The following is a 23,471-nucleotide window of genomic DNA, read 5'->3' on the forward strand; positions in this document are numbered from 1 at the left end:
TCTTTGTGTCTCACGCCCCTCCCGCAGGCGGGAGGGGATGGGCGAGGGAAAGGCCGCAGGCGACGGTCTCGGTGAGACTCCCTGCCCTCCCCCAACCCCTCCCGCCTGCGGGAGGGGAGTAAGAAAGGAGCCCCTCCCGCCTGCGGGAGGGGAGTAAGAAAGAGGCCCCTCCCGCCTGCGGGAGGGGAGAAGAAGGGGAAAGAAGAGGGTCAGAACGGCTTGATGACCACCAGCACCACGATGATCGTCGCGGCCAGCGCGGGCACCTCGTTGATCATGCGAAGCTGCTTGCCGCTGAGCTTGATCTGTCCCCGCGCCAACCGCTTGGAATAGCCGACCATCCAGCCATGATAGCCGCTGAGCAACAGCACGAAGAACAGCTTCGCGTGCAGCCAGCCCAGCCCCGGCACCCCCGAGAACAGCCCCAGCGAGGCCGCCAGCAACAGTCCCAGCACCCACACCGCGATCATCGCCGGGGTCAGGATGATGCCGCGCAGCTTGCCCTCGCGTTCGACCCAGCGTGCCGCGTCCACCGCATCGCCCGCGACCAGCGCCTCCTGATGATAGACCAGATAGCGCGGCATCATGAACAGCCCCGCCATCCAGAAGATCACGAAGATGATATGCGCCGCCTTCACCCATTCATAGGCGGCCCCCAGCAATCCGGTCATCACGCGCTCCGTACACGGGCGATCAGCCGCTCGACATGCGCGATCGGCGTGTCGGGCAAGATGCCGTGGCCCAGGTTGAAGATATGCGGCCGCTCGCCAAAGGCCGACAGGATGCGATCGACCGCGCCGTCCAGCGCCTCACCGCCCGCGATCAGCGCCAGCGGGTCGAGATTGCCCTGCACCGGCAGGTCCTTCGGCAGACAGGTGTCGGCCCAGACCGGATCGACCGTCTCGTCCAGCCCGACCGCGTCCACGCCCGTTTCGCGGGCATAGGCGGGCAGCTTGCCCCCCGCCCCCTTGGGGAAACCGATCACCGGCACGCCGGGGCAACGCGCCCGGAATCCCGCCACGATGGCGGCATTGGGGGCGATCACCCAGCGTTCGAACTGCGCCGGGGACAGCGAGCCCGCCCAGCTGTCGAACAACTGCACCGCCTCGACGCCGTTCGCCACCTGCCCCGCCAGATAGTCGATGGTCATGGCGACGATCGCATCGATGATCGCCCCGAAACCCGCCGGATCGGCATAGGCGAAACGCCGCGTCTCGCCCTGGTCCTTCGACCCCTGCCCCGCGACCATATAGGTGGCGACCGTCCAGGGAGAGCCCGCAAAGCCCAGGAAGCCGGTTTGTGGCGGCAATTGCGCCTTTACCCGCTCCACGGTGGCATAGACCGGATCGAGGCGCTCGGGGACGCCCCTGAGGGCATCGAGCGCATGATCGACCAGCGCAGGCGACAGGCGTGGTCCCTCCCCCGCGCCGAAGCTCAGATCCTGACCCAATGCCCAGGGGACCATCAATATGTCGGAAAACAGGATCGCGCCGTCGAAGCCGAACCGGCGGATCGGCTGCACCGTCACCTCCGCCGCCGCGACCGGATCGGTGGCGAGGGCCAGGAAGCCCCCCTTCTCCGCCCGGAGCTCGCGATACTCGGGCAGATAGCGTCCGGCCTGCCGCATGAGCCACATCGGCGGCACCGCCTGCCGCTCGCCCCGCAACACGGCGAGCAGGGGTTTTCGAATCGAAACGTCGGTCAGGGAGACCCCCCTTCTTCTAATATAAGAAGATTCAAAGATGGGTTGTTGAAGTGGTTGGCACGTGGGTAGCCGGGATAACCGGGCTCTCCCCGAAAAGCCAACATGTTGACTCGCGGGGAGCGACGGATTCACCGGGATTCGGATTTATCGCCCCCATGACTCACAGGCTGTGGAAAAGTTTCGGGCCTGTGGGATTCGTTGTGAACGAATCATCGCTTATCCACCGCCGAACCGCCGCTTGGCCGGGTGGCCGAGTTACGCTACCGATTCTCGCCATGTTATCCACAGAGTCATTAGCCCGGCCATGACGACGCGGCTCCACCTCCACCTGCTGTCCGATTCCACCGGCGAGACGCTGGAGAACATCGCGAAGGCGGCGCTCGCCCAGTATGACGATGTGGAAACCGTCCGGCACTTCTGGCCGATGGTCCGGACCGAGAGCCATCTGGAGCGTATCCTTCAGGAGATCGCGCAGAATCCGGGGCTGGTGATCTATACGCTGGTCAACCCCACGACCCGGCGCGTGCTCGAGAGCCGCTGCCATGCGCTCGGCCTGCCGACGGTCGCGCCGCTCGATCCGGTCAACGCCGCGCTGTCGGGGCTGCTCGGCGTCGCGGCCAAGATGCGACCCGGTCGCCAGCACGTCCTCGACGCCGCCTATTTCGCGCGGGTCGATGCGATCCAGTTCACCATCGCGCATGACGACGGCATCGCCTGGGAGGAATGGGAGGAGGCGGACATCGTGCTGGCCGGGGTCAGCCGTTCGTCGAAGACGCCGACGTCGATCTATCTCGCCAATCGCGGATACAAGACCGCCAACATCCCGATCGTCGTCGAAAGCCCCCCGCCCCCGTCACTCTTTTCGCTCAAGCGTCCGCTGGTCGTCGGTCTCACCACCAGCGCCGACCGGCTGATCGCGATACGGCGCAACCGGCTGTTGTCGCTCAACCAGGCGCCCGACACCGATTATGTCGAGCAGGAGGCGGTGAACCGCGAACTGACCTTCGCCAGGCGGATGTTCGCCGACAACGACTGGCCGGTGATCGACGTCACCCGACGCTCGATCGAGGAGACCGCGGCGGCAATCATCTCGCTGGTGAATCAAAGAAAGTCCGAAGCATGATCATCCTCGCCTCGCAAAGCGCCTCGCGCCAGGCGATGCTCGACGCCGCCGGGGTGGCCTATGAAGCGCTGCCCGCGCGCGTCGACGAAGCCGGGGTGAAGGCGGCGATGGCGGGTGCCTCGCCTCGCGACCTGTCCGACGCGCTGGCCGAGATGAAGGCGGTGAAGGTGTCGGCGAATGCCGGGCCCGTGCCGGTGCTGGGATCGGACTCGATCGTCGCGCTGGCCGACGGTACGCTGCTCGACAAGCCGGAGAGCCGCGAACAGGCCGCCGGGCATCTCGCGCGGATGAGCGGCGGTAGCCACGAATTGTGGAGCGCGGCGGTCATCGCCGAACAGGGCCGCCCCGTCTGGCGCCATGTCGAGCGCGCCCGGCTGCACGTTCGCCCGCTTTCTCCCGCCTTCATCGACGCCTATCTGGACAGCGAGTGGCCCGAAATCGCCGGCTGCGTCGGCTGTTTCCGGATCGAGGGGCCGGGGGTCCAGCTCTTCTCGCGGATCGAGGGGAGCCATTTCACCATCCTTGGAATGCCGCTGCTGCCCGTGCTCGGCTATTTGCGCGAGCGCGGCTGGATGGCGGCCTGATGGCGAAGCCCTATGCCGAGGTGATCGGCGATCCGATCGGCCATTCCAAATCGCCGCTGATCCACGGATTCTGGTTGAAGGCGCTGGGGATCGACGCCGATTACCGGGCGACGCATGTCACGCCGGACGCGCTGCCCGACTATTTCGCCGAGCGGACGCGCGATCCGGACTGGCGCGGCTGCAACGTCACCGTACCGCACAAGGTCGCTGCCCTGGCGCATGTCGAGGATCGCGGTGACGTTCGTTCGACGATCGGCGCGATCAACACCGTGATCCGTGCCGGGGACGGGGCGCTGATCGGTTCCAACACCGATGCACCCGGCTTCGCGGCGCCGCTAGGCACGCTCGATCTGGCTGGCAAGCCGGTGACGGTGATCGGGGCAGGGGGCGCGGCGCGTGCAATTCTCTATGCGCTCGCACGGCGTGGTGTCGGCGCGGTGACCTTGCTCAACCGCAATGTGGAAAAGGGGGCGGCGCTTCTGTCCGGCTTCGGGCTCGACGGACAGGCGCTGCCGCTCGACGGCGCGGTTCCGGCCTCCGCGCTGGTCGTCAACGCCACCAGCCTGGGGATGACCGGCCAGCCGCCGCTGGCGCTCGACCTGTCGGCATTGCCGGACGACGCGCTGGTCTATGACATCGTCTATGCGCCGCTCGAAACCGGTTTGCTCGCGGCGGCACGGGCGCGGGGGCTGAAGACGATCGACGGCCTGGAGATGCTGATCGGCCAGGCGGCGGTCGCGTTCGAATTGTTCTTCGGCGCCGCCCCGCCGCGCGAGCGGGATGCCGAACTGCGCGGGATGCTGCTCGGATGATCGTCCTCGGGCTGACCGGCTCGATCGGCATGGGAAAGTCGACCGTGGCGCAGATGTTCCGCGACGAGGGTGTGCCCGTGTTCGACGCCGATGCCTGCGTCCACCGGTTACAGGGGCCCGGCGGAAAGCTGGTCTCCGCGATCGAGTTGGCCTTTCCCGGTACGACCGGCCCCGATGGCGTGAATCGCACCGCGCTGGGGCGGGCGGTGCTGGGCGACGACTCGGCGATGCGCCGACTCGAGGGAATCGTGCACCCCGCCGTTCAGGCCGAGCGCGCCGCCTTCCTCGCCGCGCACGATTCGGCGCCTCTCGTCGTGCTCGACATACCGCTGCTCTTCGAGACGGGTGGGGATAAGGCTGTGGATAAGCTGTTGGTTGTATCGGCAGAACCCGCGGTTCAGGAAGCGCGGGTGTTGGCAAGACCCAATATGGATTTGCCCAGGTTTCAAGCGATTGTCGCACGCCAGATGCCCGATGCGGAAAAGCGCGCACGCGCCGATCACGTCATCGCGACCGACATTCCGCTCGCCGAAACGCGCGCGCAGGTTCGGCGGCTGATCGCTTGCATGCGCGCATCGGAAGGCCGATAGTCCCGTTCATGAGAGAGATCGTTTTCGACACCGAAACGACAGGGTTCAAATTTTCGGAAGGTGACCGGCTGGTCGAGATCGGCTGTGTCGAACTGGTCAACCGGGTCGAAACCGGTCGAACCTATCACGCCTATTTCAATCCCGAACGGTCGATGCCCGCCGAGGCGCAGGCCGTCCATGGCCTGTCCGACGCGTTCCTGAAGGACAAACCGGTCTTTGCCGAGGGCGTGGCCGAATTCCTCGACTTCATCGGTGACGCGCCGCTGATCGCGCATAACGCGACCTTCGACTTCGGCTTCATCAATGGCGAGCTGGGCGCACTGGGTTTCCCCCATGTCTGCGAAAAGACGCGGATGGTCGACACGCTGGCGATCGCGCGCAGCAGGCATCCGGGCGCCAAGCACACGCTCGACGCGCTCTGCTCGCGCTATGGCATCGATCGCTCGCACCGCGTGCTGCACGGCGCATTGCTCGACGCGCAGCTTCTGGCGCAGGTCTATGTCGAGCTGATGGGCGGGCGGCAGATCGGCCTGGGTCTGCTCGCCGAAACGGTGGGGGAGGCGGGGCCGGTGATCGTCGCCCGCACGCCGCCCAAGGTCCTGCCGCCGCGCATCTTCCGCCCCAGCGAGGGGGAACTTGCGGCGCATGCGGCGTTTCTTAAGGGGATAACCGATCCGATCTGGGGGGCCGAGGCGTCCGGTTGACGCCATGGGGCAGGCCAAAAGGACCGTCCCGACCAAGTGTGTATCAAGGAGAAGACGATGGATATCCGGATTTCTGGTCATCAGGTCGAAACGGGCGACGCGCTGCGGACCCATGTGACGGACCGGCTTCAGGGTATCGCCGAGAAATATTTCGCCCGCGCCATGTCGTCCGAAGTGACGTTCGGCAAGGGACCGCACGATGTCGGGTTCAAGTGCGACATCGTCATGCATGTGACTCGCGGCCTCGTCATGAAGGGCCGTCACGATGCGCAGGACGCGCATCTCTCGTTCGACGGCGCGGCGGCGAAGATCGAAAAGCAGCTCCGTCGCTATTCGCGCCGCCTGAAGGACCGCAATGCGGGCCAGGCGATTGAGCTGGCCGAGGCGGGCGCCTATGATGCGGGCTATACGCTGTTCGCCGAACAGATCGACGAGGACGATGCGGGCGACGCGCCGCTGATCATCGCCGAAACCCGGGTCGATATCCCCGATGCCAGCGTGTCCGACGCGGTCATGATGCTCGACCTGCGCAATACTGCGGCCCTGTTGTTCAAGAATTCGGGCACGGGGTCGTACAACATGGTCTATCGCCGGGGTGACGGAACCATCGGCTGGGTCGAACCGCAAAGAGCCAATCCGGCGGGATAACCCCTATCGTTCTTCCGCGCGGGCCGCTAATAGGCGGGCCGCGCGGGGGCGCACCGGACATAACCATGAACGATTTCAGCGATCTGTTGCGCCATGACACGGTGCTGGCGGGTGTATCCGCCGCCAACAAGAAGCTCTTGTTCCAAAGCCTGGCGTCCGCGGCCGCCGATGCGGCGGGACAGGATCCCAAGCTCCTGGCCGAGGTGCTGTCCGAACGCGAGAAGCTGGGTTCGACCGGCTTTGGCGGGGGGGTGGCGATACCGCATGGCAAGGTGGTCGGGCTGGATCAGATCGTCGGCGTCTTCGCGCGTCTGGCACAGCCGGTCGATTTCCAGGCGGTGGACGACATGCCGGTCGACCTGGTCTTCGCGATGTTCTCCCCCGCCGATGCGGGATCGGCGCATCTGAAGGCGCTGGCCCGCGTATCGCGTCGGCTGCGCGACAAGAGTTTCGTCGCCAAGCTGCGCGGGGCCGGGTCGCCGGATGCGATCTGGGCGCTGTTGACCCAGGACGAGGCGCGTGACGCCGCGGCCTGAGGGCGAGGCGGCGCATTTTCGGGCGCTGGAAACCCTCTATGCCGAGGCGCCGATCAACCGGCTCTTCGCCTCGACCCTGGAAATTCCCGAGCCCGGCATCGCCCGCATCCGCTTCACCGTGGACGAGCGCCATTATCACGCGGCAGGCGCGGCGCACGGGACGAGCTATTTCAAGATGCTCGACGATGCCGCCTTCTACGCCTGCAACAGCCTGGTCACCGATCGCTTCCTGCTGACGACGCAGTTCAACCTGTTGCTTACACGGCCGATCAAGGCGGGCGAGGTGGTGGCCGAGGGGCGCTGGGTCAGCGGGCGGCGGCGCGTCTTCGTCGCCGATGCGCGGCTGATCGACGCCAGCGGGGAAGAGGTCGCGCGCGGGACCGGCACCTTCATGCGCTCGCAGATCGCGCTGGCGGGCCTGCCCGGCTACCGGACGGCCTGAGCCATGTCGGCGCGCCTGCCGAGCGGTATGCTGGTCACCGCATTGCTTCGCCGGATGAACGACGGCGGCGGCATGGGGATGGTGCTGGCGCGGGGCGATGCCCAGGCCGGCGGCATATTGGTGATCGCCATAGGCCCCGACCGCAGCGAGCGCGTCTGGGAGCGAGGACTGGGTGCCGATGGCCGCCCCACGCTGATCGACGCGACGCCGCGAGAGGATGTGACCGGCTATTGGCGGCGGCGGCGACAGCGCGATCCCGACCTGTGGGTCGTGGAACTGGATGGCGCTGCGGCAGAACGGTTCACCGCTGAAACGATCCTGAACGATTGACGAACGGGTCCGCATCGGCCACGAGCGCCCAGTCTTAATTCGCGTTGTGTCGAACTGGGTGCGATCCGGTCGATTACGCAGTCGGGGGGAAGCCCGGACGAGCGCCATTCGGCAATGCTCGGGTCCGTGATCCAACCGCATGTTTGTTTGAGTGAATGACCGTTCTCAAGCGAGTCGCGGCAACTGCTGCCATGGCTCTTTCCCTGGCGGGCCTGCTCGCCACCAGCACCCCCAGCCTGGCCAGTGTGGCCGTCGACGCTGCGGGCGGTGCTGTTCCAGCCACGGCAATGGCTGTTTCCGGGATCAACGCGGCCGAACTGCCGATGGTTCCGATGAGCGCACGGGCCACCATGTCCGCGCTTCCGAATTTTTCCAAGGTTTCCGAAGCGGATACGGACGAAGACAGCGAGTATGAATCGCTGGCGGACGCCGTCGCGGCCCAGGATGACATGGCGTCGAGCGAAGAGCTCCGCTGCATGGCTGGCGCCATTTACTTCGAATCGCAGGGTGAGCCGCTCAGCGGACAGCTCGCCGTCGCGCAGGTGATCCTCAACCGTACCAAGTCGGGCCGTTTCCCGACCGGCGTGTGCGACGTGATCAAGCAGCGTGGCCAGTTCAGCTTCGTGCGTCACGGCGAAATCCCGTCGGTCAGCCCGTCGCGCAGCGCCTACCGCACCGCCGTCGCCGTCGCGAAGGTCGCCCTCGCCCAGGCGTGGGACAGCACCGCCGGCAAGGCGCTGTACTTCAACACCCCCGGCAATCGTCCGGGCGTGCGGGTTCAGAAGGTCGCCGCGATCGGCAATCACATCTTCTATCGTTGACGACAGGCCCCCGCTCCGGGGCTTTGCTTTGTTCGTCAAATGTTCTAAGCGGGCGGTATGTTGGACATGCCGCCCGCTTCGTGTGTCGAGGATCCCGACTCTCCGCTCTGCGCCGCCGATGTCGCGCGCGGCGTGACGCGGATGCTCCTCCGCCACGACCTGATCGCTATCCCCGAAGTGTCGTTGGACGGCGGCCGCCGCGCCGACCTGATGGCGCTGGACGCGCGCGGCGGCGTGGTCGTCGTCGAGATAAAGGTGTCGCGCGCCGACATGCTGGGCGACGGCAAATGGCCCGATTATCTGGCCCATTGCGACCGGTTCTACTGGGCCGTCCCCGCCGGTTTCGACTGGTCGCCGCTAGAGAGCGCGGCCTTCCTGCCCGAGCGGACCGGGATCATCGTCGCCGACCGCTATGACGCCGCGATCGTCCGGGAAGCGCATAGCGTGCCGCTGCCCGCGCATATCCGCAAAAAAGCGACGCTCAACTTCGCGCGGCGCGCGGGGCGGCGGATGATCGGGCTGGTCGATCCGGATGCGGGGATGTGACCGGGGATGAGGGATTGCCGCTGCCAGACCCTCACCGCGTCAGAATCCCTTACCGGGTCAGAATCCCTTACCGGGTCAGAATCAACGTCACGATCGACTGAGGCGGTGCCACCTCGCCCGCGACCCGAACCGCCTTGTGAGCGGCATCGGTAACGATCAATTCCCTGGTCCACTTCCCCGGCACCGCGACGCTGAGCGGCCGAGGCGACAGCCCCGCATTGACATGCACCAGCACCAGCCGCCGTCCATCCGACGACAGCGCGCCGACCGTGTCCATGTCGTCCACCGGCACCAGCCGGTCGCCGGGCCGGATATAGCGGCTGAACTGCGCCATCGCCCAATATTTGCCGGTGACATGGATCGCATGGGGCTGGTCCGCCGCGCCCATCAGGTCGGCCTTGATGATCCCCCAATTGGAGCCCTTCGCGCCGTTGCGCGTGCTGAGATCCTCGACCGCCTGCCAGAAGACCCAGGCGGCGGGCTCCAGCCGCTTGAGGTCGCCCACGACATGCTCGGCAAAGGCCAAGGGGGTCGTCATGCCGGTCAGGTCCTCGGGATCGCCCGACAGCGGTGTGTCGTTCTCGCTCATCCATAGCCGGATGCCGGACGCGCGGGCGACATCGCGCACCGCCGTCTGGTGGACGGTGCCATAGCTATGGACGTTCAACTGCCCGATCGCCGCGCGCGTGGCCGGTGGGTAGGCGGCCCAGTCGCGCACGAACAGGTTCGACGCGGTCTCGTCAGGCGCGGCGACGACGGTGGACAGGTGGCTGGCCTTCAGCGCGGCGGCGGTCGCGTCGATCATCTGCGCCTGGCGGGCGGGGCTCCAATGCGCGCCTTCCTGCGTGTTGGCGGCGAACCAGTAATTGGTGTTCGGCTCGTTGACCGGCGACAGGGTGCGGAAGGTCAGGTGATGGCGCCGCTGCAATTCGTCGGTGACGCGAACCAGATAGGTGGCGAAGGCGGCCTCCTGACCGGGGCGCAGATTGTCGTCGGTGCCCTTCTCGGCCCCCGATACCCGGCCGCTGACCGTCATGAACCAGGGCGGGGAGTTGGAGAAGGCCTCGAAGATCGGCTGCCTCACGCGGCGGGTGATCGCGTCCAGCCACCAGCGCTGGTTGGCGTCCTGTCCCCAGTCCCACATGGCGGGATCGTCGGCGCGCCACCAGTCCTTCCCCGTCACCCCCGCCGGTTGCCGCCAGAAGCCCGGCACCGCACGCCCGACCTTCATATAGGGCGGCGTGTCGGCCGCATTGCCGCCGCCGATATTGTAGCGCGCGATGGTCCAGCCCAGTCCGTCGGGACCATAGAAGAGATCGGCCAGCCGCGTTCGCTCCGCCTCCGGCCAGCCACCCGTGACATGCGCGAACCAGGCCAGCGCGGTGCCCCAGCCTTCGAACACCGTGGAAGGCCGTTCGATCGCCGGGCGCAAGGTCACGGGAACGGGACGATCGGCGACGGGGCCGGGGCCGGGCTGCGCATCGGCACCGCTCGTGACCGTCGCACCGCAGAAGAGCGCCAGCGAGGCCATGGCGGCGCGGCCGATGCGGCGCATCCGTGCGTTCTTCATCCTATCGTCCCCGCCCGATCGTTTTTCAAACGTCCGACTATAATCGCAATGCCCTCATGCCCGTCAATCCGCTTGGAAAGGGCTGTATCGATCCTGGGTCAGTGCCTTTTCGCTTGTCGGGTCGCTCAACCCTCCATAAAAATCAGACAATATAAGGCGAAATGTCCGGCAGGATGGCATCGCTGAGAGAAGAAAAAGGGGAGTGCTATGAAGTGGCGTTTGGTGGCCGGTGTGGCCACGATGGCTTTGACCGGTCCGGTCGCGGCGCAAGGCGGACCGCAGGTCGCCCCCGTCCAGGTCGATCCCAACCGTCCCGATTGGGAGAATCCCGCCGTCAACGCGCGCGGCACGCGCCCTGCGAGCGCCACCGCCTTCCCCTATGAAAGCCGCGAGCTCGCGCTGGCCAACGACCGGACCAGGTCGAGCCGCTTCCTCAGCCTCGACGGACCATGGTCCTTCGCCTTTTCCCCCTCGGTCGACGCCGCACCCAGGGGGTTCGAGCGGCCCGATTATGACGTGTCGGGCTGGAAGAGCATCAAAGTCCCCGCGATGTGGCAGGCGGAGGGGTACGGCCAGCCCAAATACAACAACATCACCTATCCCTTTCCGGCCAACCGTCCGCTGGTACCGCACGACGACAACGAGACCGGATCGTATCGCCGCGACTTCGACCTGCCACAGGGATGGACCGGCCAGGATGTGATCCTGCAGATCGGCGCGGCGGGATCGGCCTATCGCGTCTGGATCAACGGACAGGAGGTCGGTTACTCCGAGGACTCCAAGCTCCCGACCGAATATGACGTCACCCGTTTCGTGAAGCCGGGGCGCAATGTCGTCGCGATCCGCGTCCATCGCTGGTCGGACGGAAGCTATCTGGAGGATCAGGATTTCTGGCGCGTCTCGGGCATCGAGCGCTCGGTCTTCCTGCGTGCGGTGCCGAAGGCGCGGATCGACGATCTGTTCGTCCATGCCGGGCTGGACAAGGCGTATCGCGACGGCACGCTGTCGACCGAACTGACGCTGCCCGCGCTGCCCCAGGCGATGACCGCGCGGATGACGCTGTTAGACGGCGGCCGGGCGGTGGTGACGCGCGAGGTGCGGGTGGCCAGGGGCGCGACCTCGGCGCGGCTGGAGGCGGGCGTGACCGGCGTCCGCGCCTGGTCGGCGGAGACGCCCAATCTCTATACGCTGCTGGTCGAACTGGTCGACGCGCAGGGCCAGGTCGTTCAGGCGACGCCGCAACGGATCGGGTTTCGCACCGTCGAGATCAGGGACGGGCAGGTCATGGTCAATGGCCGTCGCATCGTCATCCGCGGCGTCAACCGGCACGAGCATGACCCGGTCACCTTCCACGTCATCTCCGAAGAGTCGATGCGCCGCGATCTGGAGCTGATGAAGCGTAACAACTTCAATGCGATCCGGACCTCGCACTATCCCAACGACCCGCGCTTCCTGTCGCTGGTCGACGAATATGGCTTCTACCTGATGGACGAGGCCAATATCGAGAGCCACGCCTATATGGAGGCGGGCAATCGCGACGGTCGGCAACGCGCGAAGTATCAGATCGGCTTCGATCCCGCCTGGGAAAGCGCGCATGTCAGCCGCGTGATGAACATGGTCGAGCGCGACAAGAACCACCCCTCGATCATCTTCTGGTCGCTGGGCAACGAGGCGGGGATCGGCCCCAATTTCGAGAAGGCGGCGGCGGCGATCCGGCGGCGCGACCCGGCGCGGCTGGTATCCTATCTGGGCTGGGGCACGCTCGACTGGAGCCATCAGCCCAATGACTTCGTCGACATCTATGCGCCGATGTACGACGATATCGAGAAGATGGTCGACTGGGCCGAGGACCCGAGCCACACGCAGCCGATGATTCAGTGCGAATATGCCCATATGCAGGGCAATTCGGGCGGCAATTTCAAGGATTATTGGGACACGATCTACGCCCATCGCAAATTGCAGGGCGGCTTCATCTGGGACTGGGTCGACCAGTCCATGTACCGCTATACCAAGGACGGGCGGCGATACTGGGGTGACGGTGGCGAGTACGGCCCCAATCCGGGCGGCGATATCGAGTTCGGCGACGGGCTGAACCAGCCCGACCGGACGCCCAACCCGCAACTCTATGAGGTTCAGAAGGTCCAGTCGCCGATCCAGTTCGAGGGCTTCGATCCAGCGGCCGGGCGGATCGACGTTCGCAACCGGCACGATTTCATCGACCTTTCGGGCTTCGACTTCGACTGGGTGGTCGAGGAGAATGGCGTGCCCGTCGCGACCGGCACGCTGCCCGCACTGACCACCGCCGCCGGACAGGTGCAGACGGTGGTGCTTGCCCCGCAATTCACGCGGCGGCCGGGGGCGGAATATTTCCTGACCGTCCGCGCACGCGCCAAGAACGGCACGATCCGTGCGGTTCCGGCGGGCTATGTCGTCGGCTGGGAGCAGTTCGCGCTCGGCGCGGCACCGGTCGCGACGCAGGCCGACGCTCGGGCAGGGACCGGGCGGGTCACCGTCGCCGATAATGCCGACCGGGTCAGCCTGTCGGCCAGGGGCGCGACGCTGGTCATCGATCGCAAGACCGGCTTGATCGAACGGTACAGTGTCGACGGCACGCTGCTGGCGAAGGGCGGACGACCCAATTTCGTTCGCGCCGAAACCGATAACGACACCGCCGACGGCACGGTGAAGGAGCAGGCCGCCTGGTTCCAGATGAACGATGCGCCGAGATTGCGCGGCGTGACCGTCGATCGGGCGCGCGGCATGGTGATGGTCGATCACGACTATGGCGCGGGTGCGGCACGGTTCGTCACGACCTACACCATGGCGGGGGATGGCGCGGTCGATGTCGAAGGGCAGTTCACCCCGCTCAAGTCCGACCTGCCGCCGCCGGTCCGCATCGGCCTGTGGTACACCATGTTGCCTTCGATGAAGACGGTCGAATGGTATGGCCGCGGCCCGCATGAAAGCTATGTCGACCGCAAGACCTCTGCCGCGATCGGGCTGTGGCGCGGAGCCATCGCCGAGCAGAATCACGATTACATGCGGCCGCAGGACACCGGCAACAAGCTGGACGTGCGCTGGATGGAACTGTCGGGCGCGGGCAACGGCTTGCGGGTCCGTGCGGACAAGCCGCTGATGATGCAGGCGCTCGCCTTCCCCTATGCCGATCTCTACCGCCGTGCGCCGGGGACGTGGAAGTCGACCGACATCGTGCCGCATGGCGAGACGACGCTGATCGTCGATGCCGCGCAATGGGGTGTCGGCGGCGATACGACATGGAGCCATGTCGGCCAGCCGCACATGAAGTACCGGACGAAGCTGGAGCCGACCCGCATCGCCTTCCGGCTGGAGCCGTTCTCCGGCGCGGGCACGACACCCGAAAAAGCGACACCCGCGCGTGCGACCGAGCCGCAATAGGGGCTGTTCTTTACTCGGACAATAAGTCATCATGCCGCATCAGGCAGAGGAGAATCCATGAAAAGGGCAACGAAATTCCTGTTGGCGGCGGCCGTGGCCACGCTGTTCGCGGGCAGTGCGACGGCGCAGACCGCGTCGGCCGCCACCGGCGACACGGTCGAGGTCCATGCCGACCGGATGGGCTCCGTCTATGACCGCCACATCTTCGGCCAGTTCGCCGAGCATCTGGGCACCGGCATCTATCCGGGCATCTGGGTGGGCAAGGGCAGCAAGATCCCCAACATCAACGGCTATCGCCGTGACGTCATCGACGCGCTGAAGGCGATCCGCGTACCCGTCATCCGCTGGCCGGGCGGCTGTTTCGCCGACGAATATCACTGGCGCGAAGGCGTCGGTCCGCAGGCCAAGCGCCTGACCAAGGTCAACACCAACTGGGGCGGCGTGACCGAGGACAACAGCTTCGGCACCAACGAATTCATGAACTATACCGAGCTGGTCGGGGCGGAGGCCTATGTCTCGGGCAATGTCGGCTCGGCAGCGCCGTCCGAAATGGCCGAGTGGGTCGAGTATATGACCTTCCCGTCCAAATCGACCTATGCCGAGGAGCGCCGCAAGAACGGCCGCGACAAGCCGTGGAAGCTCGCCATGTTCGGCATCGGCAACGAGCTTTGGGGTTGCGGCGGCAATATGCGTCCCGAATATGCGGCGGACGTGACCCGCCGCTATTCGACCTTCCTGAAGGTCCCCGCCGGCGAAAAGCTGATGAAGATCGCCAGCGGCGCCAACAGCGACGATTATAACTGGACCGAGGTGATGATGCGCGACGCGGGCTCCGCGTTCGACGGCATCGGCGTCCATTACTACACCATCCCGGGCAATTGGGCACAGAAGGGGGCGGCCACCGGCTTCGACGAGGAAGCCTGGGCGCGTACGCTTTCCAAGACGCTGAAGATGGACGAACTGCTCACCAAGCACTCGGCGATCATGGACAAATATGATCGCGGTCGGCGGGTCGCGCTGCTCGTCGACGAATGGGGCACCTGGTATGACGTCGAACCCGGCACCAATCCGGGCTTCCTGTTCCAGCAGAACTCGCTTCGCGACGCGGTGGTGGCCAGCCTGAACCTCGACATCTTCGCCCGTCACGCCGACCGCGTGCGCGGGGCCAATATCGCGCAGATGGTCAACGTGCTCCAGGCGATGATCCTGGTCGACGGCGCGCGCATGGTGAAGACCCCGACATACTGGGTGTTCGACATGTACAAGGACTATCAGGACGCCACCGTCCTGCCGGTCGACGTCCAGTCGCGCTGGTACAACAAGGACCAGTGGGTGATGAAGGCGATCAGCGCCTCGGCGGTCCGCGACAAGGCGGGGGTCGTCCATGTCGGTTTGACCAATGTGGATCCCAACCAGGCGGCGACCGTCAGCGTGAAGCTGGACGGGCTGAACGCCGCGCAGGTGTCGGGGCGTATCCTGACGGGTGCGACGATGGACGCGCACAACACGTTCGACGCGCCCAACCAGATCGCACCGCAGCCTTTCCAGGGTGCGTCGCTGTCGGGCGGGCTGCTGACCGTGCAGATCCCGGCCAAGTCGGTCGTGATGCTGGACCTGCGCTGATGCGGTTCCGCGCCGGAGCGCTGCTCGCCGCCGCCCTGTTTATCGGGGCGACGGGGTCCGCCGCGCCCCGGCGCGACATGGCCTGGAACAGTCCGGGGGCGGGCAACCCCTTGCTCCCGGGCTATTTCGCCGACCCCTCCATCGTTCGCGATGGGGGGCGTTGGTATATCTTCGCGACGATCGATCCGTGGGGCGACGATCGCCTGGGGCTGTGGACCTCGGACAATGGTCGCGACTGGACCTTCTCCCAGCCGAACTGGCCGACCAAGCAGGCGGCGACCAGCCCGACCTCGGGCGATTCCAAGGTCTGGGCGCCGTCTGTGGTCAAGGCGCCCAATGGCCGCTGGTACATGTACGTCTCGGTCGGCAGCGAGGTATGGGTCGGCTCCGCGCCGTCGCCTGCCGGGCCCTGGGCCGACGCCAATGGCGGCAAGCCGCTGATCGCGCGCGACTTCGCGCCAAAATATCACATGATCGATGCCGAGGCGTTCATCGACACCGACGGCCAGGCCTATCTCTATTGGGGATCGGGGCTGAACTGGGTCAACGGCCATTGCTTCGTGGTGAAGCTGAAGCCCGACATGGTCCATTTCGATGGCGAGCCGAAGGACGTGACCCCGGCAAACTATTTCGAAGGCCCCTTCATGGTGAAGGAGAAGGGGCGCTACCTGCTCACCTATAGCGACGGCAACACGACCAAGGACACCTACAAGGTGCGCTATGCGGTCGGTTCCTCACCAATGGGTCCGTTTACCGAGGCGGCGAACAGCCCGATCCTCCAGACCGACGCCAGCAAACAGATCATCAGCCCCGGCCACCACGCGATCTTCGCGGACCAGGGGCGGTCGTACATCCTCTACCACCGACAGGCGCTGCCCTTCGTGCCGGGGGGCGACCGGGTGCTTCGGCAGGTGTCGATCGACCCGCTGACCGTGAAGGCCGACGGCACGCTGGAAACGGTGGCGCCGAGCCATGATCCGGTCATTCCGGCCTTTGCCGCGCATCGGACGCGGGGATTGCGCTGGACGGGGAAGGGGGCGGATGCGCTGGCGGCCGACGACAATTACGCGACCGCCTGGCGACCGGAGGCCGGGCGGCCGCCGGTGCTGACCGCCGATCTGGGGGTGGTGCGGACGGTCACGGAGAGCCAAATCCGTCCGGCTTTCGCGATCCAGTCGCAGGGTTTGCGGATCGAGGCGTCGGAGGACGGCAAGACCTGGCGGCAGGTCGCGGCGGAGACGGGGGTCAGCGGCTCGCCGATCACGCTGCGCCACGCGGTGAAGGCGCGGTTCCTGCGGATGACGGTGCGGGCGAAGGAGCCCGCGATCCTGGAATGGTCGATCTTCTGACTTGATAAGCCCCTCCCGTTTACGGGAGGGGCGTGCCCGGGGTGCGCTTTACGTCTCGCCACCCCGGTTCGGCCTGCGCGACGTCGAAAGGCCTCACCCCCTCGGCAGCGCAAATGCCATCGTATAATCGCCGTACCGCGTGCCCAGCGCGCCATGCCCCCCGGCGGTGATGACGACATATTGCCGCCCGTCCCGCCCGCGATAGGTCATCGGCGTCGCCTGCGCTCCGGCGGGCAGCCTTGCCTTCCACAGCACCTTTCCGGTCTTCAGATCGAAGGCGCGCAGATACTGGTCGGTCGTCGCGCCGATGAACACCACGCCGGATGCGGTGATGATCGAGCCGCCGAGATTGGGCACGCCCGTCTTGATCGGCACGCCCAGATGGCTGCCGAACAGCCCGGTGTCGCGCGCGGTCCCCAGTACCTTCTTCCACACGACCTGCCGCGTGTTGAGATCGACCGCGGTCAGATGGCCCCAGGGCGGCGCGTTGCACGGCGCGCCGAACACGCCGATCCAGGCCGCGACCACCGCGACATAGGGGGTGTTGTACTGGGTCTGGAGATTGGGCTCGCGCGCATTCTCGCCGCCCTTTTTCTTTTCCATATAATGCTTCACGCGCGGATCGTCGCGACGCATCAGCCAGATCTTGAACGGCATCTCCATCGTGTTGACGGTGAAGATCTGGCGCACCGGGTCGAGCGCGGCGCCGCCCCAGTCGGTGACGCCGTCAAAGGCCGGATGGCCGATGATCGGCTTCAGGCCGGTCGGCTGGTAGATGCCGGTCCCCTGCGCCTGGCGGATGTCGATCCGGCAGAACAGCTGGTCGATCGGCGTCGCGCCCCAGGTCGACGTCTCGGTCGGAGCGGGCGGCGTGAAGGAGGGCAGGCCGACCGACCAAGGCTGGGTCGGCGAAACCTTCACCCCCGGCGTCGCGCCATCCTGCCGCGCGGGACGCTCGACGATCGGGGTGATCGGTGCACCGGTCAGGCGGTTCAGGAAATAGACCTGACCCATCTTGGTCGTCTGGATCAGCGCGGGGATCGTCTCGCCGCCGGGCGCGCGATAGTCGAACAGCGACGGACCGATCGGCAGGTCCATGTCCCACATGTCGCGGTGCACGAGCTGGCGGACCCAGCGCAGCTTGCCGGTGGCGATCTCCAGCGCGACGATCGCGGTGCCGAACCGGTCGTCGAACGGCCGCCGCCAGCCGATCCAGTAATCGGGCGAGGCGTTGCCGGTGCCCAGATAGACCAGTCCATTGGCCGGATCGGCGGTCATCGCGCCCCAGACATTGGGCGTGCCGCGCGTATAGGTTTGCCCCTCGGGCAGCGGCGGGATCGCGTCGGGCGAGCGGCCGACATCCCATGCCCAGATGCCCGCACCGGTGACGGGATCATAGGCGCGGACGACGCCGCTGGGGATGTTGCGGTTGACGTTGTCGACGATCCGCTCACCCACGATCAGCCGACCGTTCGCGACCACGGGGGGCGAGGTGCTGATCTGGTCGGCGGGGCCCGACACGCCCATATTCTGGCGCAGGTCGATGCCGCCATTGGTGCCGAAACCGGGGCAGGGCTTTCCGGTATCCGCATCGAGCGCCATCATCCGCGCGTCGAAGGTCGGCGCGAAGATGCGACGCGGACAGGGCGTGCCCGGAGGCGCCTGATAGAAGGCCACGCCGCGACAGACGAGGTAGCTGTTGCCCTGACGGCTGACCTGATCCTTCCAGCTCCATTTGGTGCGGCCGGTCGTGGCGTCGATCGCCTGGACGATCGAATGCGGGGTGCAGGTGTAGAGCGTGTCGCCGATCTGGATCGGGGTCGCTTCGGAATGATATTCGCGCTTGTGCTCGACCGCCTCCGCGCGGTCGGGCAGATCGCCGGTCCGCTGGGTCCAGGCGAGCTCCAGCCTGCTGACATTTTCGGGCGTGATCTGCGACAGCGCCGAATAGCGCTGGCCCGACAGGGTGCCGCCATAATCGGTCCAGTCGCCCACCGGCGCCTGCGCCGCGATCGGCAGGCTGGCGGGCAGGCCGGGATCCTGCGCCTCGGCCGGGCGGGTCTTCATGACGGGAACGGCGAACAGCAACGCGATGATGCCCAACGCGGCGGGCACCGCGCGCGTCCGTGCCCGGGGCGAGCGCATCGCGTGACCGACCAGGGGTAGCGCGACGAGCAGCAGCAGCACGGTCGGCGCGACGACGCGGGGGACGAGCTGGAGCCAGTCGAGCCCGACTTCCCATATCGCCCAGACCAGGGTGGCGACCCAGATCGCGACATAGAGCCAGCGCCCGCGCGGGTCTCCTCGCCCGATCAGCGCTCCCGACAGGATCATCGCCAGCCCGGTCAGGACGTAATAGGGTGAGCCGCCGATCAGCGCGAGATAGCCACCCGCGACCGCGAAGAAACCACCCAACACGGCCAGGGCCCAGCCCAGAAATTTCGCAAAGGCGCGACCCACCACGGGCTTTCCCCCTCAGACTGTAACGAAAGATTGCTGTTATATGAACGCAAGGATCGCCGCTTGGTTCGGTAGGGGCCTTGCAGGCATGGTATTTTTCGGGCGAAATCGTCTGGTTGCCCGGCACGGAAGGAAGGCAGGGATGGCGTCATCGCCGATCGCATCCATCGACGGTCCCCATTGCCACGGGGCGTCCCACGGGGTATCGCCCTGGCTGTCGCACTGGATCGCGCCCGATGGCTGGGTCCATCGCCGCTTCGATCGGCCGCACATGGAAGACGTCCCACGACGTGGGCGATTGCTGTTCCAGACCGGCCGGGCCGACATGATCGAAAAATATCTGGACGCGATCGATCATTTCCGCGCTCAGGGTTGGGATGTCACCGCGTTCGACTGGCGGGGGCAGGGCGGGTCGGGCCGAATGGCGGCGGACGATACCGGCCATATCGACGATTTCGACCGGCTGACCCGCGACCTGATCGCCTTTCACGCGGACTGGGTGCGACAGGGTGAGGGGCCCAATGTCGTGCTGGGCCATTCGATGGGCGGGTTCTTCACTCTATCCGCGCTGGCGGCAGGCGGAATCGCACCCGACGCGGCGATCCTGGTCGCGCCGATGCTCGCGCTGCGTTCACCGGTCGGCCAATGGGCGGGGGCGCGGTTCGCGCGGTGGCAGGTGGCTCGCGGCGATCCGCGTCGTCCCGCCTGGCAAAGGCTGGAGACCGAGGCCGCGTCCGTCGCGCGGCAGAAGAGGCTGACCCACGATGTGGCGCGCTTCGTCGAGCAACAGGCGTTCCGGCGACGCTCGCCCGAACTCTGCCTGGGCTCGCCGAGCTGGCATTGGGTGGCGGAGGCGTTCCGCGCGACCAGGGCGCTACGTGAGGATCCGGCGCTCCGGCGGATCGAGACGCCGGTGCTGATGCTCGTGGCGCTGGCCGACCGGCTGGTCGATGCACGGGCGGCGGGGCGGGTGGCGGCGCGACTGCCCCGCTGCGAGCTGGTGGCGTTCGGAAGCGGCTGCGCGCATGAAATACTGCGCGAGGCGGAGCCGATGCGGGCCAATGCCTTCGCCGCGATCAACGCGTTTCTCGATCGGCGGCTATGATCCGCTATCCTATCGCCCGCCGCAACGCACCGGGCCGCCGCCGGGATTGACGACGCGGCATTTGGGGCTGCCCTCGATCGAAACGCGACCGAGACCCGAATTGGCGATCGCGGCGGAATAGCGGGCCCGTGCGTCGATTTCGCCGGGACCCTCCAGCGTGACGACCAGATCGCCGGCCTCGAGCCCGGCTGCGGCGATCGTGGCGGGACCGTTGGCGGAAAGACGCGCCTTGCCCACCCGGCCGCCACCGATCGCCAGCCTGCCCGCACCGAGCAGGGTCGCGGTCAACCGCTCGCCATCGGCGCGATCGACGCGCACGTCCCCGGCGCCGCTGAGGTTCAGGGTCAGCGCGTTGCCGCGCATCGCCTGCGCCGTCACCTTCGCGCCGCCCAGCACGGTAATGCTCGATAGCGGCGGCGCGGCGATCGTCAGCGTGACGGGGCCTGTGGAGCCCTGGCCCGTCGTGCCGCCTTCGCGCGTGCGGCGAACCACCAGGGTCGTGCCGCTGATCTGCGCCTCGACCTGGCGGAGGGTTTCGGCGTCGCCGGACACCATGCCGCGTGGCGATGACGCTGTCGTCAGCGTGACGAGGAACGGCCCCTCAACCCGCAACGAGTCAAAGCTGCTCAGGTCGACGCGCCGGTCGGCCGCTCGCACGTTTCCGGGCGACAGGAGTGCGATGGCGAAAAGGGCGCGGGCGAGCATGTCGGTCAGCTTCGCATTCCCCCGGGTCTGCGACAAGCGGGTGAGCGCCCGCCCCTCCAACACCACTTCGCGGCGGTTCTTCTTCCCAAGCAAAGTCAGGCCGGATCGACATTCAGCTTATTCTCCCCTCCACGAGGGGCGAGGGAAGGACAGGCATAGTTGAATGTCGGTCGGCCTTAGAGGAGGAATGGATTTCCCAAATCCTCCTCATCGCCGATGGGGAGGGGGGCCGCCCGGCGACAGTCGGATGGTGGAGGGGCCGGGCGCTACCGCCGGATCACTGCCGTCCGCAGCGCGCGCTGCCCGAGCCCATCTTGCTGACCGTACAGGTCGATTGCGGGCCCAGATCGGCGCTGCCCGAACCCATCAGGCTGACCTTTGCCGGGCCGTTCACCCGCGCCACCACGTCGCCCGACCCGGCGATCGAGACGTCCGCCTGACGCGCCTGCAACCCGGCGCCGCGCAGATTGCCCGATCCGGCGACCGAGACCTTCAACCTGTCCGCCGTGCCGTTGGGCGTGACCGTTCCCGATCCGGCGATACCCAGATCGGCGGTGCCGACCCGCATCGAACCGACCGTCAGATCGCCCGATCCCGCGATACCGGCGTGGAAGCTCGGCCCCTCGACCCGGTCGACCGTCATCTGGCCCGATCCCGCGACGCCGACATCGGTCAGGCGCGGCAGGGTGACGAAGACGCGCGCGCCCTTGCCCGTACTCCAGTGCACGCCCTTCTTGCGACCGACGCGCAGCGTGTCGCCGTCGCGCTCGATGCGCAACTGGTCGAGCGCGTCGGACGGTCCCTCGGCGCGCACCGAAAAGCCGCCGCCGACCCGGACGTCGACCGGGTCGCTGCCGCGCAGGTCGATGCCGGTGAAATCGCGAACCGCAAAGCTGCGCGTCGTACCCGATCCCTGCGCCGGAACCTCCTGCCCGCCGTCGTCGTCGGACCAGCCATAGCTGCACGCCGCGGTCGGGATCGCCAGCGCGAGCAGCGCGACCAGGGGCAGGCGATATGCGGGTGCGGGCATGCGATCCTCCTATTCGTGTATTGCCGATACAATACACGTTCGCACCGGACGCACGCAAATGAAAAAGGGCGACCCCGGATGGAGCCGCCCCTTTTCGGTTCGGTCGAGACCACGTCGCCGATCAGGCGGCGGGCTTTTCCTTGTTGTAGATGGCGGCGGCGGCACGCAGGATCTCGAGGATCTTTTCCTGCGCGCGCGGCTCGTCCACCTCTTCCATCGCGGCGAGTTCGCGGGCGAGGCGGCTGGTCGCCGCTTCGAAGATCTGCCGCTCGGAATAGCTTTGCTCGGGCTGGTCGTCGGCGCGGAACAGGTCGCGGACCACCTCGGCGATCGACACCAGGTCGCCCGAGTTGATCTTGGCTTCATATTCCTGGGCACGGCGCGACCACATGGTGCGCTTCACCTTGGGCTTGCCCTTCAGGGTTTCCATGGCTTCGCGCATGGTCTTGTCCGAGGACAGCTTGCGCATGCCGACGGACTCGGCCTTGTTGGTAGGAACGCGGAGCGTCATGCGCTCCTTTTCGAAGCGCAGCACGTAGAGTTCGAGCTGCATCCCTGCGATTTCCTGCTTTTGCAGCTCGATAACGCGGCCCACGCCATGTTTGGGATACACGACATAGTCACCGACGTCGAAGTGGAGCGCCTTGGCAGCCATTGGGGGCCTTTCCGGATCAAAGGCCTTCGCACGAGCGCCGGACGAGCGGAAATGGGTCCACTGTTCTCATCGGCCTCGGGAAGGAAGGGTCGAACACATCAAGGCGGGCGTCGCGAAAACAGCTAGTCCCGTCGCGGAACCATATAGCATGGTCGCAACAAAATTACCAGCGCGTGTGCGGATAGCGGGAACCATTGAACGCGAACGGCCCAACTCTCCGCCCCTGGAAGGGGAGGGGGACCATGCGAAGCATGGTGGAGGGGGAGTGCCTCTCGGGAATCCCCTTGCGGCGGGCGTCCCTCCGTCACGCCCTCGACCTGCCACCTCCCCATGCCGGGGAGGAGCGATGCCGGCTCAGTCGCCCTTGCCCGGCTCCGGGCTGAAGAACTGGTCGTATTTGTTCTCGACGCCCTTCATCGCATCGGCGTCGGGCGGGGTCTGGTCGAGCTTGCGGGTGACGTTGGGCCACTGCGCCGAGAAGGTGGTGTTCAGCTCCAGCCATTGCTCCAGCCCGCTCTCGGTGTCGGGCAGGATCGCCTCGGCCGGGCATTCGGGCTCGCACACGCCACAGTCGATGCATTCGGACGGATTGATGACGAGCATATTCTCGCCTTCATAGAAGCAGTCGACGGGACACACCTCGACACAGTCCATATACTTGCAGCGAATGCAGGCATCGGTGACGACGTAGGTCATGACAACTCCCAAGGTACGAA

Annotated in this window: 23 protein-coding genes; 15 read left to right on the top strand and 8 right to left on the bottom strand. The window is 66.6% G+C overall.

Going from position 1 to position 23,471, the window contains the following annotated elements; all coding sequences use genetic code 11:
* Positions 1–209 precede the first annotated feature (209 nt).
* Both LRP66_RS06080 and hemE read right to left on the bottom strand, forming a co-directional pair.
* On the bottom strand, positions 210–671 hold the full coding sequence (locus LRP66_RS06080) for a CopD family protein (RefSeq protein WP_230481618.1): 462 nt from the start codon (positions 669–671) through the stop codon (positions 210–212).
* Positions 671–1,690 carry a uroporphyrinogen decarboxylase gene (gene hemE, locus LRP66_RS06085; RefSeq protein WP_268992437.1) on the bottom strand — a complete coding sequence of 340 codons (1,020 nt, stop codon included), beginning with the start codon at positions 1,688–1,690 and terminating at the stop codon, positions 671–673. The genes LRP66_RS06080 and hemE overlap by 1 nt, the downstream gene beginning before the upstream one ends.
* A 319-nt stretch (positions 1,691–2,009) precedes the next feature.
* On the opposite strand from hemE, the gene LRP66_RS06090 reads away from it, so the two are divergent.
* From LRP66_RS06090 to LRP66_RS06140, 11 genes are all read left to right on the top strand, one after another.
* Complete coding sequence (locus LRP66_RS06090; protein WP_230481620.1) at positions 2,010–2,828, top strand: pyruvate, water dikinase regulatory protein; 819 nt, start codon at positions 2,010–2,012, stop codon at positions 2,826–2,828.
* Entirely contained in the window at positions 2,825–3,412 is a 588-nt protein-coding gene (locus tag LRP66_RS06095; protein ID WP_230481621.1) for a Maf family protein, read from the top strand. Before LRP66_RS06090 ends, LRP66_RS06095 begins: the two co-directional genes overlap by 4 nt.
* Positions 3,412–4,224 carry a shikimate dehydrogenase gene (gene aroE / locus LRP66_RS06100; RefSeq protein WP_230481622.1) on the top strand — a complete coding sequence of 271 codons (813 nt, stop codon included), beginning with the start codon at positions 3,412–3,414 and terminating at the stop codon, positions 4,222–4,224. Before LRP66_RS06095 ends, aroE begins: the two co-directional genes overlap by 1 nt.
* Positions 4,221–4,814 (top strand): dephospho-CoA kinase, encoded by a 594-nt coding sequence (gene coaE / locus LRP66_RS06105; protein ID WP_230481623.1) that lies wholly within the window; start codon positions 4,221–4,223, stop codon positions 4,812–4,814. The genes aroE and coaE overlap by 4 nt, the downstream gene beginning before the upstream one ends.
* Positions 4,815–4,822: 8 nt before the next feature.
* Positions 4,823–5,518, top strand: coding sequence for a DNA polymerase III subunit epsilon (dnaQ, locus tag LRP66_RS06110; protein ID WP_230481624.1), 696 nt, complete (start codon positions 4,823–4,825; stop codon positions 5,516–5,518).
* 57 nt (positions 5,519–5,575) lie between these two features.
* Positions 5,576–6,166: a ribosome hibernation-promoting factor, HPF/YfiA family gene (gene hpf / locus LRP66_RS06115; RefSeq protein ID WP_230481625.1), complete on the top strand. Its 591-nt coding sequence runs from the start codon at positions 5,576–5,578 to the stop codon at positions 6,164–6,166.
* 65 nt (positions 6,167–6,231) lie between these two features.
* Entirely contained in the window at positions 6,232–6,702 is a 471-nt protein-coding gene (locus LRP66_RS06120) for a PTS sugar transporter subunit IIA (protein WP_230481626.1), read from the top strand.
* Entirely contained in the window at positions 6,686–7,144 is a 459-nt protein-coding gene (locus tag LRP66_RS06125; RefSeq protein ID WP_230481627.1) for a PaaI family thioesterase, read from the top strand. The genes LRP66_RS06120 and LRP66_RS06125 overlap by 17 nt, the downstream gene beginning before the upstream one ends.
* 3 nt (positions 7,145–7,147) lie before the next feature.
* Positions 7,148–7,474, top strand: coding sequence for a DUF1491 family protein (locus LRP66_RS06130; RefSeq protein ID WP_230481628.1), 327 nt, complete (start codon positions 7,148–7,150; stop codon positions 7,472–7,474).
* 155 nt (positions 7,475–7,629) lie between these two features.
* Entirely contained in the window at positions 7,630–8,295 is a 666-nt protein-coding gene (locus tag LRP66_RS06135) for a cell wall hydrolase (protein WP_230481629.1), read from the top strand.
* A gap of 57 nt (positions 8,296–8,352) precedes the next feature.
* A complete protein-coding gene (locus LRP66_RS06140; protein ID WP_230481630.1) occupies positions 8,353–8,841 on the top strand; it encodes an MmcB family DNA repair protein in 489 nt (162 codons plus the stop codon).
* 67 nt (positions 8,842–8,908) lie between these two features.
* On the opposite strand, the gene LRP66_RS06145 is transcribed toward LRP66_RS06140, so the two are convergent.
* The gene (locus LRP66_RS06145) at positions 8,909–10,411 is read right to left on the bottom strand and encodes a glycoside hydrolase (protein ID WP_230481631.1); all 1,503 of its coding nucleotides are present in this window, start codon (positions 10,409–10,411) and stop codon (positions 8,909–8,911) included.
* A gap of 207 nt (positions 10,412–10,618) precedes the next feature.
* Here LRP66_RS06145 and LRP66_RS06150 point away from each other — a divergent pair, with 207 nt between their 5' ends.
* From LRP66_RS06150 to LRP66_RS06160, 3 genes are read left to right on the top strand one after another with little or no spacing between them, the layout of a single operon-like run.
* Positions 10,619–13,828, top strand: a complete 3,210-nt coding sequence (locus tag LRP66_RS06150; protein ID WP_230481632.1) for a glycoside hydrolase family 2 TIM barrel-domain containing protein — start codon at positions 10,619–10,621, stop codon at positions 13,826–13,828.
* Between the two features lie 57 nt (positions 13,829–13,885).
* Positions 13,886–15,451, top strand: a complete 1,566-nt coding sequence (locus tag LRP66_RS06155) for an alpha-N-arabinofuranosidase (RefSeq protein WP_329959242.1) — start codon at positions 13,886–13,888, stop codon at positions 15,449–15,451.
* Positions 15,451–16,800, top strand: coding sequence for a family 43 glycosylhydrolase (locus LRP66_RS06160; RefSeq protein ID WP_230481633.1), 1,350 nt, complete (start codon positions 15,451–15,453; stop codon positions 16,798–16,800). The genes LRP66_RS06155 and LRP66_RS06160 overlap by 1 nt, the downstream gene beginning before the upstream one ends.
* Before the next feature lie 93 nt (positions 16,801–16,893).
* Here the strand turns inward: LRP66_RS06160 and LRP66_RS06165 are convergent, their stop codons facing one another.
* Positions 16,894–19,260 carry a membrane-bound PQQ-dependent dehydrogenase, glucose/quinate/shikimate family gene (locus tag LRP66_RS06165; RefSeq protein ID WP_230481634.1) on the bottom strand — a complete coding sequence of 789 codons (2,367 nt, stop codon included), beginning with the start codon at positions 19,258–19,260 and terminating at the stop codon, positions 16,894–16,896.
* Between the two features lie 142 nt (positions 19,261–19,402).
* Here LRP66_RS06165 and LRP66_RS06170 point away from each other — a divergent pair, with 142 nt between their 5' ends.
* A complete protein-coding gene (locus LRP66_RS06170) occupies positions 19,403–20,365 on the top strand; it encodes an alpha/beta fold hydrolase (protein WP_230481635.1) in 963 nt (320 codons plus the stop codon).
* A 9-nt stretch (positions 20,366–20,374) separates the two neighbouring features.
* On the opposite strand, the gene LRP66_RS06175 is transcribed toward LRP66_RS06170, so the two are convergent.
* From LRP66_RS06175 to fdxA, 4 genes are all read right to left on the bottom strand, one after another.
* Positions 20,375–21,106, bottom strand: coding sequence for a GIN domain-containing protein (locus LRP66_RS06175; protein ID WP_230481636.1), 732 nt, complete (start codon positions 21,104–21,106; stop codon positions 20,375–20,377).
* 241 nt (positions 21,107–21,347) lie between these two features.
* A complete protein-coding gene (locus tag LRP66_RS06180; protein ID WP_230481637.1) occupies positions 21,348–22,100 on the bottom strand; it encodes a head GIN domain-containing protein in 753 nt (250 codons plus the stop codon).
* 121 nt (positions 22,101–22,221) lie between these two features.
* The gene (locus LRP66_RS06185) at positions 22,222–22,755 is read right to left on the bottom strand and encodes a CarD family transcriptional regulator (protein ID WP_042486954.1); all 534 of its coding nucleotides are present in this window, start codon (positions 22,753–22,755) and stop codon (positions 22,222–22,224) included.
* Positions 22,756–23,109: 354 nt separating this feature from the next.
* The gene (fdxA, locus tag LRP66_RS06190; protein WP_230481638.1) at positions 23,110–23,451 is read right to left on the bottom strand and encodes a ferredoxin FdxA; all 342 of its coding nucleotides are present in this window, start codon (positions 23,449–23,451) and stop codon (positions 23,110–23,112) included.
* Positions 23,452–23,471 lie beyond the last annotated feature (20 nt).

It is taken from the genome of Sphingomonas sp. Leaf21, assembly GCF_916858675.1.
GTDB lineage: Bacteria > Pseudomonadota > Alphaproteobacteria > Sphingomonadales > Sphingomonadaceae > Sphingomonas.